Annotated in this window: 13 protein-coding genes; 7 read left to right on the top strand and 6 right to left on the bottom strand. The window is 50.2% G+C overall.

Annotation, left to right across the window (positions count from 1 at the left end; all coding sequences use genetic code 11):
• The first annotated feature begins 71 nt into the window (after window positions 1–71).
• From AC3Y23_RS22135 to AC3Y23_RS22110, 6 genes are all read left to right on the top strand, one after another.
• Window positions 72–1,685 carry an ABC transporter substrate-binding protein gene (locus tag AC3Y23_RS22135; protein ID WP_379203091.1) on the top strand — a complete coding sequence of 538 codons (1,614 nt, stop codon included), beginning with the start codon at window positions 72–74 and terminating at the stop codon, window positions 1,683–1,685.
• Window positions 1,686–1,753: 68 nt separating this feature from the next.
• Complete coding sequence (locus AC3Y23_RS22130; protein WP_379203089.1) at window positions 1,754–2,704, top strand: ABC transporter permease; 951 nt, start codon at window positions 1,754–1,756, stop codon at window positions 2,702–2,704.
• Between the two features lie 4 nt (window positions 2,705–2,708).
• Entirely contained in the window at window positions 2,709–3,554 is an 846-nt protein-coding gene (locus AC3Y23_RS22125; protein ID WP_379203087.1) for an ABC transporter permease, read from the top strand.
• Window positions 3,555–3,569: 15 nt separating this feature from the next.
• A complete protein-coding gene (locus tag AC3Y23_RS22120; protein WP_379203085.1) occupies window positions 3,570–4,574 on the top strand; it encodes an ABC transporter ATP-binding protein in 1,005 nt (334 codons plus the stop codon).
• The gene (locus AC3Y23_RS22115; protein WP_379203083.1) at window positions 4,571–5,479 is read left to right on the top strand and encodes an ABC transporter ATP-binding protein; all 909 of its coding nucleotides are present in this window, start codon (window positions 4,571–4,573) and stop codon (window positions 5,477–5,479) included. The genes AC3Y23_RS22120 and AC3Y23_RS22115 overlap by 4 nt, the downstream gene beginning before the upstream one ends.
• Window positions 5,480–5,511: 32 nt before the next feature.
• On the top strand, window positions 5,512–5,961 hold the full coding sequence (locus AC3Y23_RS22110) for a hypothetical protein (RefSeq protein ID WP_379203081.1): 450 nt from the start codon (window positions 5,512–5,514) through the stop codon (window positions 5,959–5,961).
• 126 nt (window positions 5,962–6,087) lie between these two features.
• Here the strand turns inward: AC3Y23_RS22110 and AC3Y23_RS22105 are convergent, their stop codons facing one another.
• From AC3Y23_RS22105 to AC3Y23_RS22080, 6 genes are read right to left on the bottom strand one after another with little or no spacing between them, the layout of a single operon-like run.
• The gene (locus AC3Y23_RS22105; protein WP_379203079.1) at window positions 6,088–6,954 is read right to left on the bottom strand and encodes a metallophosphoesterase family protein; all 867 of its coding nucleotides are present in this window, start codon (window positions 6,952–6,954) and stop codon (window positions 6,088–6,090) included.
• 47 nt (window positions 6,955–7,001) lie between these two features.
• Complete coding sequence (locus AC3Y23_RS22100) at window positions 7,002–7,343, bottom strand: DMT family transporter (RefSeq protein WP_379203077.1); 342 nt, start codon at window positions 7,341–7,343, stop codon at window positions 7,002–7,004.
• Window positions 7,340–8,128, bottom strand: coding sequence for an HAD family hydrolase (locus tag AC3Y23_RS22095; RefSeq protein ID WP_379203075.1), 789 nt, complete (start codon window positions 8,126–8,128; stop codon window positions 7,340–7,342). Before AC3Y23_RS22095 ends, AC3Y23_RS22100 begins: the two co-directional genes overlap by 4 nt.
• 15 nt (window positions 8,129–8,143) lie before the next feature.
• Window positions 8,144–9,505 carry an ABC transporter substrate-binding protein gene (locus tag AC3Y23_RS22090; RefSeq protein ID WP_379203073.1) on the bottom strand — a complete coding sequence of 454 codons (1,362 nt, stop codon included), beginning with the start codon at window positions 9,503–9,505 and terminating at the stop codon, window positions 8,144–8,146.
• A gap of 41 nt (window positions 9,506–9,546) precedes the next feature.
• A complete protein-coding gene (locus tag AC3Y23_RS22085) occupies window positions 9,547–10,389 on the bottom strand; it encodes a carbohydrate ABC transporter permease (protein WP_379203071.1) in 843 nt (280 codons plus the stop codon).
• Between the two features lie 30 nt (window positions 10,390–10,419).
• The gene (locus tag AC3Y23_RS22080; protein ID WP_379203069.1) at window positions 10,420–11,319 is read right to left on the bottom strand and encodes a carbohydrate ABC transporter permease; all 900 of its coding nucleotides are present in this window, start codon (window positions 11,317–11,319) and stop codon (window positions 10,420–10,422) included.
• Between the two features lie 191 nt (window positions 11,320–11,510).
• Here AC3Y23_RS22080 and AC3Y23_RS22075 point away from each other — a divergent pair, with 191 nt between their 5' ends.
• Window positions 11,511–12,071: a GbsR/MarR family transcriptional regulator gene (locus tag AC3Y23_RS22075; protein WP_379203067.1), complete on the top strand. Its 561-nt coding sequence runs from the start codon at window positions 11,511–11,513 to the stop codon at window positions 12,069–12,071.
• Window positions 12,072–12,163: the final 92 nt, after the last annotated feature.

Below are 12,163 nucleotides of genomic sequence, written 5' to 3'. Positions count from 1 at the left end.
TCCCTAGTATTCCGATGTATAATTAAAAAAACATCTTGAGGATTCAATAGAGAGATATGGGGGAAAGAAACATGCGTAAACGACTAACTGGTTTTATCGGTGTAATATTATTGACACTCCTGGTGAGTGCATGCTCCGGCGGAAATAACGCAGCACCTGCTGCAAGTAATGCACCTGCGGAAACGCAGCAGCCTGCTGATAATGGTGCACCAAAAGACGGCGGTAATCTAATTATTGGAGTGGCTGCCGATCCGGTCATCCTGAACCCGAACTATGCGGGCGACCGTGTCAGCCTGACTATCGACCAAGCGCTGTATGCACCATTGTTCCAAGTGAATGACGGGAAGAAAACTTTTTATCTGGCGGACAGCCTGACACCATCCGCAGATAACCTTACTTATACATTGAAGCTGAAGAGCGGACTGACTTGGCATGACGGAGAGAAGCTTACAGCTGACGACGTTGTGTTCACCATCAACAGCATTTTGGACGAGAAGCAGAACAGCCTTTTGAGATCCAACCTGATTATCGGTGGCAAGCCGATTGAAGCAGTTAAGGTGGACGATCTGACTGTTGAGTTCAAGCTTCCACAAGTTGCACCGGCTTTTGAAGCTACATTGGTACAAATCAGCCCGATTCCAAAGCATATCTTTGAGAACGAGGCTGACATCGAGAAGAGCCCTAAAAACGCCGCTCCAGTCGGCTCCGGTCCATTCAAATTCAAAGAATACAAAACCGGTGAGTACCTGACATTGGAACGCTTCGATAATTACTTTGGCGGTAAACCACATTTGGATTCCGTAACGTATCGGATTGCTAAAGACACTAACAGTGCGAACCTTGCGCTGCAAAACGGCGAGATCAACGTGAAGTATCTTGATCCGCAAGACGTAGCTACATTCCAAGCGACAAATAACTTTGAAATTCTGCCTTACAGCGAAGGACGTCTGGCATACCTGCTATTCAACGCCAACAGCGACAGAGGTGCTCTTGCTAAGAAAGAAGTACGCGAAGCTCTATCCCTGGCACTGAGCCGCGATGAGTTGATCCAGACAGCCTATACATCTACTGATTATGCTGAACCGGCAAAATCGTTCCTGACACCGGATGGCCTGTTCTTCACGAATGACGTCACTTCGTACGATAATGACGCAGCCAAAGCCAAAGAATTGCTGGACAAAGCTGGTGTAAGCAACTTGAAGCTAAGATTTATGACAACGAGCGGTAACAAGGTACAAGAAGCAGTTTCCTTGTATGTGCAACAAAAGCTGAAAGCGATCGGTGTGGATGTGGAATTGCAAAGCATTGATGCTTCCGCATACTCCAAACGATTCATCGATAAGGACGCTAAAGACTTTGAACTTGCTCTGGCTGGATATATCATGGGTTATGACCCGGATGCATACAGTATTCTGTACACCTCTACCGGGAATTCCAATTACTCGCATTATAACAATCCTGAAGTAGACAAATTGTTTGAAGCAGGTGCTGGTGAAGCTGACGCTGCTAAGCGCGGAGAGATTTACAAAAAAGCACAGGAGATCGTAGCTGAAGATGCGCCGATCTACCCTATTGCGTATACCAAGACCATCGTAGCTGTCTCTAAACAATATGGTGGCATTGAAGAAGCAGTATTGAAGCCTGTCGTTATTTTTGAAGATTTGTCTAAAATCTACCTTAAATAAGAACGGGAAAAAATAAGCTGGTTAATCCAGCTTATTTTTTTGCCGATATGAGCTGGGAGAGTTTACGTATGAGACAACTCATCGTCCGTAGATTGCTGCAAACTGTACCGCTATTGTTCTTCGTATCAGTGGTATGCTTTTTCATGATCAAGCTGGCGCCGGGAGACCCGGTGCTTTCCTTCGTCACCCCGAATATGCATGCTGAGGACATTGAGCGTGTCCGGCATAATTTGGGACTGGACAAGCCGGCCTACATTCAATATTTCATCTGGCTTAAAGAATTACTGCGAGGTAATCTTGGTTATTCACTGATCAACCACCAACCGGTGCTGGACCAGATTTTGGAGCGCCTGCCGGCTACAGCCGGTTTGATGGGAAGCGCCATTGCTCTGGCCGTGCTGCTCGCAATTCCGCTCGGCCTTCTGGCCGGAGCGAACCGTAACCGCTGGGTGGATAAGCTGATTAACTTTATTTCGTATATCGGGATTTCCGTGCCGCTCTTCTGGCTGGCTATTCTGATGATTTATTTATTCGCGATCAAGCTTCATTGGCTTCCTAGTATGGGGATGCGTACTATTGGCGTGGAGTCGGCGGCAGATGTCTTTAAGCATGGAATTCTGCCTTGTACGGTGCTGGCTTTTGGATTCCTGACCAGTTACGTGCGGTATATTCGTTCTAGTACAATTGGTCAGCTAAAAGAAGAGTACGTGCAGATTCAATATGCCTTCGGAGCTTCGAAGACTACAGTGCTGTTCCGCCATGTCATGAAGCATGTACTGCTACCCGTAATTACGCTGCTCGGGATGTCTATGGGTGATCTTGTAGCCGGAGCGATTGTTACGGAGACGGTATTCTCCTGGCCCGGCATTGGCTCTCTAGGTATGACTGCAGTACGAGGGATGGATTATCCTGTTATTATGGGTATCACTTTATTCTCTTCTCTGATGCTGATTATAGGCAATCTGGCGGCGGATATCCTGTACAGCTTCGTGGATCCGCGAATTAAACTAACGAGGTGACCTCATGAATCGCAGTAAATGGAAAAATGTCGGAAGTGAGCTGCTGGGAAACGGTATGGGTGTCGCTGCCCTTATCCTTCTGATCCTGTTCACGCTTGCCTCGATCTTCGCGTTCTTATCCGGTCATGATCCGAATGCGCTGAATGTAATGGCACGTTTGACCCCACCCGGTGCAGAGCATTGGTTCGGAACCGATGATTTCGGGCGTGATTATTTCGCCAGAGCACTGTACGGGGGCCGTGTATCCTTGTTAGTTGGCTTCACTGCCATGATTATCGCGACTGGCATTGGCGTCACGGTAGGTGTAATCAGCGGTTACTTCGGCGGTTGGCTGGATAACCTCCTGATGCGCATGCTGGATGTAATATTGTCGATACCGACCTTTCTAATCCTGTTGCTGCTCAGCGTATTTTTGAAGCCGAGCGTCGGCAATATTATTGTCATTATAGCTTTACTGATGTGGATGCATATCGCCCGGGTCATCCGGGCAGAGACGATGACCCTGAAGGAACGGGAATTTGTACTTTACGCCAAGGCCTCGGGTCAAAGTGCATTCGGCATCATCTTGAAGCATATTATGCCGGGCTTGATCCCGGTCATCATTGTAGGGGCTACGAATAACATCGCTTCGGCGATTATGATGGAGTCTTCCTTAAGCTTTTTGGGCTTTGGGGTACAGCCTCCGAATGCCACATGGGGCAGCATGCTGAACAATGCGCAGGGGTATATCGCGCAGGCGCCATATTTGGCGGTGTTCCCGGGTCTGCTGATCCTTTTGACCGTACTGAGCTTTAATATACTGGGCGATATTTTGCGGGTTGGCTTTGAACCGAAGCTGATCAAGAGATAGGAGTGTGGAGACATCATGACGGAACGTCTACTGTCTATTGAAGATTTGAAGGTTTCGTTCTCCACGCGGGATGGAGAGAATCAGGCCGTGCGCGGTGTTAGCTTTCATATTGATGCCGGGGAGACCGTGGGTATTGTCGGCGAGTCCGGCAGCGGCAAGAGCGTGACAGCCAAGGCAATTATGTCTTTGATCACACCACCTGGCAAAATCACCTCGGGGAATATCAACTTCCGCGGTGAGAACCTCCTGAAGCTGCCCGAGAAGCAGTGGAGAAAACTGCGCGGCAATCAGATCGCGATGGTCTTTCAAGACCCGATGACCTCGCTGAATCCGGTCAAAAGAATCGGTCAGCAATTGACGGAAGTGATCCGCAGACACCGCGGATTAAATAAAGAAGCAGCGCTGGCGGAAGCGGCTAATATGCTGCGTCAGGTCGGGATCAGTCAGCCCGAGCAGCGCTTACAGCAATATCCGCATGAGTTCAGCGGCGGGATGCGGCAACGGGTGATGATTGCGATGGCGCTTTCCTGCCAGCCAGAGCTTTTGATTGCGGATGAGCCGACAACGGCGCTGGATGCGACCATCCAGGCGCAAATTCTAGATCTGTTCAAGGAACTGAAGGGTAATTCGCATACCGCAGTCGCGCTAATAACCCATGATTTGGGCGTAGTGGCCCAAGTCTGCACCCGGGTCATTGTCATGTATGGCGGACTGATCATGGAAGAGGGCACGGTGGAGGACATCTTTTACCGTCCGCAGCATCCTTACACCAAAGGCTTACTGCGCTCTATTCCGAAGAATGGGGGCAAGTCAAAGGAACGCCTGGTGCCGATCGAAGGCTCACCGCCGGATCTGCTGAATCCTCCGCCCGGCTGCCCGTTCATGGACCGTTGCCCGCATGCGTTCGCTCGCTGCGCGGAGCGGCCACCGGTATTCGAACTGTCTCCTGGACATCGCTCGATGTGTTGGCTGGCTGATGGTGAGGTATCCGTAGGTGTGGAAGGAGGGACGTTCGCTTGAGTGAGAGCAAAATATTGGTCGACGTGAAGAATCTCAAGAAGCATTTCTCCAAAGGTAAAGACATCTGGGGACGCGATACGGATGTGCTGAAGGCGGTGGATGGCGTCAGCTTCCAGATCCGTAAGGGTGAGACCTTTGGTCTTGTTGGCGAATCGGGAAGCGGCAAGTCGACAGTAGGGCGCTGTCTACTTCGTCTGTACGATTATACGGACGGAGAAGTGTCCTTTGATGGTCAGCTAATCGGTGGACTGGGCGAGAAGAAGCTGAAGCCGTTTCGCAGACGCATCCAGTCGATTTTCCAAGACCCGTATTCTTCGCTGAATCCCGGTTTGAATGTACTGGATCTGATCAGCGAGCCGATGAAGATTCACGGCATCCACCAGGGCGAAGATCGCAAGGAAATCATTGCGGCATTGCTGGAGAAGGTAGGACTTAAGCGAGAGCATTTGTACCGCTTCCCGCATGAGTTCAGCGGCGGGCAACGTCAGCGGATCTCCATTGCCAGAGCTTTGTCAGTAAGGCCGGAATTTGTCGTCTGCGACGAGCCGATCTCCGCGCTGGACGTTTCCGTTCAGGCCCAGGTTGTGAACATGCTGGAGGATTTGCAGGCTGAGTTCGGACTGACCTATCTCTTCATCGCGCACGATCTGTCGATGGTGCGGCATATTTCTGATCGCATCGGAGTGATGTACGCCGGCCGTTTGGTCGAGGTTGCCGAAAGTGATGAATTGTACGAGAATCCGCTTCATCCATATACACAAGCGCTATTGTCTTCCATCTTGGAGCCAGATCCGAAGAAGGCCGGTCAACGACTGAGCCAGAACAGTTATACGGCAAAGCGCGGCGGTGAGGGGAATCCCGAGCTCCGTGAAGTAAGTCCTGGCCATTTCTTGGCTGATTTCTAAACCGTTGTACCTGAGAATGGGAGGAATGAAAGATGTCGGAGAATCTGAACAAAGTGAAGCTGTCCCAGTGGGATGCCCTAATCCTGGAATCGCTGCGTACCTTGGGCTGGTCTGATGATGAGCTATTGAGCAAAGTCGCTGCAGGTGAGCTGCCTGTGGACGAGAGTGAGTTCCACTTTGATTATAAGCGGCTTACAGCGCTGCAGGCTGAGCAACCCGAATTCTTCGAGCGGGCGGTACGGGAAGGTTATCAGATTAAATACAATACCCTTCGCGGTGTTCGCAGCTGGATTTTCGTTGCCCTGGGCAAAGAGCCTGTGCTGGAACTTGAGCCTGGTAAGGAATATGTAGAGGTATCGTTGACGGCAGCCGAGAAAGATCGGCTGGAAGGGGTTCTATCCTTCGGTTGGGAGATTCATGAAGGAAATGGAGCTGCGAATGGCGAGACTGCCAGCTATCGAGTTGAGCCTGTGCAGCGTTAAGATATAACTAAGGGTTAGGATTAGCTAAAAAGACTTCAAAAAAACGATTGCTCTGCAAGGCTTTACGTCCTGCTAGCAATCGTTTTTTTTGTATGATCATATTTGAATTAGAGGGACAGTAGAGTGCTACACTCTCACAGCAGGCAAGGCTACCTCGTATTGTGCCGAGAGAATCCAGGTTCCGTTCTTGAAGTCGCGGCCCCGTACCAGCACTTTATCGCTGTAGATTTCCACATAGAAGCCTTGGCTTCCCTCTTTGCGCTCATCTTCGTTCGTCCAGAGGTAGGCAACCGATGCAGCATTGAACATCGTCGCGGTCTCCCCATGGCCTGGATACATCGTATTGTCCACTTCCAGTTCCCAATGGGTATGCCCTGTGAACAGCAGGGTCTGCGGATGTTTGGAAAGAATGTCCCGTAATTCCTGATCCTGAGTCACACCGTACCACTCCTGGGACTCTAGTGAGCCGGCCACAGTATCTTTAAGTGGCTGATGGAGGAATAGGAAGACCGGCTTATCCGGTGCAGCTTCTTCGCCGAGTTTCAGATCCAGCCATTGAAGCTGCTCCTTGGAAAGTTCGCAGAAGAGCGGTAGATTCTCTTCCGTACCGATAAAGATAAAGTGGTAGCCGTCTATCCAGTGATCGTGATAGGGGCCAGGCATTCCTGTCCGGGAGGCATACATCGCCAGGCGTGAATGCCAGTCACCCAGACCGACATCATGGTTACCAAGGGTGAAGCGGACAGTTGGCAGTCCTGCTTGGTGCAAGTTCAGGATGCGGCGTACTTCCTCATACTCCTCAGGGAATCCGTGGTCTGTGACATCCCCGATATGCATGATGCCGCTGCTGCCCTCAGAATGGGCGGCAATATCGAGCAAAGCCTGTCCGAAGTTAAGATTATACTCATGATTAGGATCGGCAGTGACGTGTGTATCTGTAATGATCTGAAAGCTGGCAAGAGGTTTTGCCACTTCTGCAGAATTCATGTTCATGTGGAACAGGCACCTCCTGGAATAATATGAAGGGGACGCGGAAGCACTTAGTGGCTTTTGTCGCTAAGATTAAGTCCGACGATCCCCACAACGATGACGGCAATCCAGAGCAGGGAAGACATGGGCATCCGTTCTTTGAAGAGGAAGATGCCTGCTACGGAGATCAGTATGATTCCGGCTCCCGACCATATGGCGTATGCCATCCCCACCTTGATAGAGGTAAGGGCGTAATTAAGTGATGTAAAGCTGATCGCATAGAACAGAAACATAAGCACAGAAGGCAACAAACGGGAGAACCCCTGAGAGGCTTTCATCGAAATGGTGCCGGATAGCTCGAAGACAATGGCCATGGCCAAAAAGATCCAGGCCCATGTTCCTTCCGGCTTCATTTCCCGTGTCTTCCGATACTCAGTTCTTCGTAGGTACGTACGATGACATCGGCATCAGGCAGCAGGATGGTTGCCTCATCATCCGAAGCTGAACCCGGGAGCCCGATAGCCAGGGCGGCTCCCGCCGCCTTGGCCATTCTCATATCGCCGTTCGTATCTCCGATCACCACTACCCCGGAAGGGTCAATACCAAGCTTGCTACAAGCCAGCTGAACCATATCCGGGAATGGCTTCCCGCGCTCTACCTGATCGGTTCCGATCACCTCGGAGAAGTAATCACGGATGCCGAGCCAGCGCAGATGCTTCTCTGCCGCATCGGTCTCATCGGCGGTGACCACGGCCATAGGCAAACCATGGCTGCGGACCTCCTCCAGAAAGCGTTCCAGCCCCGGCAGGGAAACCACTGGCCGCATCTCGTCCATCATGGCGTCCGCTTCCTTCCGGCACAGATCAACGATCTCCATCGTCTCAGCCCAGGATAGACCCTGCAGGTAGCCCTGCCAGGCGAGGATGGCGTAGAGGTCAGCCATCGTGCCCATGGCGAGCGGTCCATTGCGATCATAATCCGTGATGCTTCCGCCCTCATTGTAGACGGTACCGAACAGGGATGGGATAGTCTCCGGCTTGAGCATGAGCTGGCGGCTGCCCAGATGTGCGTCAAAACGCTCCAGCAGGCACTTGGCCCAGACTCCCCAGAGAGATACGAATTCCAGCAAGGTCCCGTCCTTGTCGAACAGGATAGCAGTTACAGCTTGACGCCCTTGCGGAGTAATAAGCTCAGACATTACGATTAGCCACCTTTATTTCAATTTATCCAAAGCCGCTTGAGCGGTTTTCTTAGCTTCTTGAAGTGCCTCTGCAGCAGGAATGTTCTGGATTTCTACCTTGTCAGCTGCAATTTTCAGCGCATCCGTGATCTTGCCGCCAGTTGGGTCCTGGAATGGTGCGGAACCATGTGCTGCTTGCATAAGCGGAATCTTGATCTGTGGATTGCTCTCGCTGAACTTCACGAATTCTGGATCTTGGAGTGCGGATTGACGAACAGAGATGTATCCAGTCTGGATTGACCAGAACGCTGTGTTCTCGGAATTAGTGAAGTAAGCCAGCCATTTCATCGCTGCTTGCTTTTGCTCGTCGCTGGCTTTGGCAGGAATACCGGCCATCAAGGCTTGAGCGACAGGTTTGCCTTCGCCAACGCCGGCCCAGCCTGGTTGTTCCATAGCAGCTACGACACCAAAGTCCAGATCTCCTTGGTCACCGCTGGAACCGGTGTAGCCTGCAGCTTGGCCCTTCATAACATCGTCAATTGTTTTGTACCAGTACTCCCAGCCTTGACCGCCGGAGTGAATGCGCATGATTTTATCTTCATGAATCCATTTGCGGAAAGAATCCCAAGTCTCTACCCATTCCGGAGAATCGACTGTTACTGTTTTTCCATCTTCACTAAGGACACTTCCACCCTTGCTCAGCACCGCATCATACATATTTTCGTAACCCCACATTGGCTCCCAGCCATAGAAGGAAGTTTTGCCACCGTCTTTGACAGCCATTTTCTCAGCTGCTGCTGCGAGGTCTTCCCAAGTCTTCAGTTTATCGGCCTCAATCCCGTTCTTCTCGAAAGCATCCTTACGGTAGTACATCACTTGTGTAGTTCCGTACATTGGCAGGAAATACTGCTTGCCGTCCACTTGTCCTTGAGAAAGGAAAGTCTGTACAAAATCCTCTTTGTTGAAGTCAGGCAGTTGCGCAATCAAATCATCCATTGGAGCGAAGTAGCCTTTACGCGCCCAGTCTACATTGGAGGATAGAACAGCAGCTGGTACCTGTCCGGTTGCAATGGCGGCCTGTAGCTTTTGTCCGGTCTCCGTGTAGTCGCCCTGTACAATTCCCTTAACGATAACTTCCTTCTGTGAGGCGTTGAATTTTTGAATCAGCTTGTCCATGTTCTCGCCCAGCTTGCCGCCGAGTCCGTACCAGAATTCAATCGTTACCGGAGCGCTAGGTGCGGAAGAAGCCGGAGCGGCCGTTTCAGTAGCAGCTTCGTTTGTTTTGCCAGCGGTGTTTGCAGAGTTCGCAGTGTTTCCATTGTTTCCACCACAGGCGGTGAGCAGAGCAAAGCTGGCAACCAGGGATACGGCAGATACTTTTTTCAAAACGTTCATCATCATTCTCCTTCAAATTAAGTATTATGGTGATAAGAATATTAACCTTTGCTGGACCCGGCGGTCATGTTGACGCTGGACATAATAGTTTTTTGCGCCACCAGGAAGACAAGCAGCAATGGAGCGATTGTAAAGGCGCTAGCGGCCATGATCAGCGGCCATTTTAATCCGTATGCACCTCCTTCAACGAAGAAGCTACGAAGTCCGGCAGATACTAACTGGAGGTTAGGGTCTTTGGTGATCAGCGTCGGCCAGAAATAGTTGTTGTATTGATCAATGAACGTGATGAGGGCTAGCACCGCAAAGGAAGAGCGGGCAATCGGAACGATAATGGTCCATAGAATTCGCATATGCGAGGCACCATCCACTTCGCCAGCCTCTACCAGTTCATGGGGAACTTGCAAGAATGCTTGTCTAATCAGGAAAATCGAGAACACGCTGACACAGTTGGACAGAATCAGCCCGGCATAGGAATTGAGCAGGCCAAGCTCGGACAGAACCAGATAGCTTGGAAGATAAACGGCTGTGGCAGGAACCATGTAACCGAAAAGGATGATTCCAGAGAACAATCCTTTGAGCCGGAATTTCATATGGGTAAGTGCGTAAGCCATCATGCCGGAATTGAACATTTGGATCAGGACGATGGAAGTAGCTACGATAATACTGTTGCCCATATACCGGGAGAACGGTGCTGCATGCCAGGCATCTGCAAAGTTGCCCCATAATGGTGTCTGTGGCCATAGCGTTGGCGGTGATTGCCAGATCTCATCATTGGTTTTGAGCGCATTTGTAATCATCCAGTAGAATGGAAAAGCCATGATTAAAGCAAGTGCAGCGAAGAACAAATGGCGTGTCAGCTTGCCTATGTTTGAAAGAATACTCATAAAGCCCTCCTAGATGGCTAGTTTCGTTATTTAGTAGTGAGTGTTCCGGCTGCTGAAAATAACGGACAGCAAGGATAGCAGCATACATATAAAGACAAGCGTCATGGCTATAGAGGAGGCTTCCCCGATCTGGAACGATTCGAAAGCGGACTGGTAATACATGTATAGCAGGGTACGCGTGGAACCAGACGGTCCACCTTGTGTCAGTACGTTAATCTGGTCGTAAGCCTGCAACGCCTGAATAAGTTGAACGATAAACAGGAACAGGGTAGTCGGCGAGATCAGCGGGAGCGTAATGCGGATGAACTTATGAACAGGATTTGCTCCGTCCAGATCAGCTGCCTCCATAAGATCGTTAGGTACATTGCGCAAAGCTACCAGATAAAAGATCATCGCCCAGCCGACAGATTTCCAGATGGTGACGAGCATTACGCCGAAAAGCGCCCAGGTTGGATCTTGTAACCAGCCGAGCTTTTCGAATCCCAGAAAGCTTAGGATTGTATTGGCGAGGCCGATCTCCGGTTCATAGATCCACGACCAGACGATGGATACGGCCACCGTTGGAGTCACCCAAGGCGAGAACAACAGAACCTGATAAATTGCGGAACCCTTCAGCTTCTTGTTCATTAGAAGAGCCAGCCCAAGGCCGATCGCGATGACCGGAAGCACGGTGCCTGCACAGAACAACGCGGTAACCCGTAGTGCTTGGTAAAAAGCAGGGTTGGTCAGCAGGCTGATGTAGTTATCGAGCCCGACAAAGGTTTTCTCCGGACTCATGAAGTCCCATTCAGTAAAGCTTAGATATAAGACGTACAACAGCGGCGCAAGCCAGAACACGGTGAACGGAATCATGGCCGGCAGTGTGAATAACACTGGCTTTAAGCCGCCGATAAACTTCGAACGAATCATTGTGTATATACCCCATTCCATCTTTTCAATTTCACTGTATAATTTGGAGTAAAGCTCCTCTGTTCAAAAAAAATTGTACACTCAATATCGGCAAGTGTGGTAAAGACGACGTAAAACGGAAGCTAGATTTATGTAAAATTCTTAAAAAACGCGATAAAAGTTTTAGTTTTGTGTAATGTAGAGGATAGATTCCACAGGAAGTGAAGGTGTGCATGATGAAACGTGAAGGCATTGGAGAGCTAGATTTAGAGCTGACGCCGCGAGAGCAACTGCAGCGCAGAATGATCGATGCCATCGCTCAGACGATGGATCTATATGGAGCTAATTATTCATTCGGGCAGTTGTACGGGATCATGTTCTTTGAGGATCGGCCGATGACGCTTGAAGAAATGAAGCATATGATGAGCATGAGTAAGAGTAATATGAGCTATGGGGTCCGTTCTCTAATCTCTTCGGGCATGGTTACGAAGCTCACAGAGAAGCAGGAGCGCAAAGATCTGTATATGGCGGAGACGGATTTCTTCCGGGCGTTCAGAAGCTTCTTTACAATGAAGCTGCAGCGGGAGATTGATGTGATGAATGAAGCGCTGGAGTACGTGCTGCCAGGTCTGCAGGAACTGCTTGAGGAGGTAGAGCTGTCTGAGGATGAGCGCGAGCGCTGCCAGCTAGACTACGCCAAGATACAGCATGCGGTGGAATTCTATCAATCGCTGCAGCAGTTTGTAGATGATTTGCGCGAAGGGGATATTTTACCATATAAAGGGGGAGCCTAAACGAATAGCAGGACAAAGAGGAAGGGTACGGATGCATATTTCTGCAACATCTCTTAATTTTTTCTAAAAAAGCACAAAAACCGCGGAAATAC

The sequence above is a fragment of the Paenibacillus sp. MAHUQ-45 genome, from assembly GCF_058133325.1.
The sequence above is the reverse complement of the archived record's forward strand: the minus strand, read 5'-3'. Positions and strand labels throughout refer to the sequence as shown.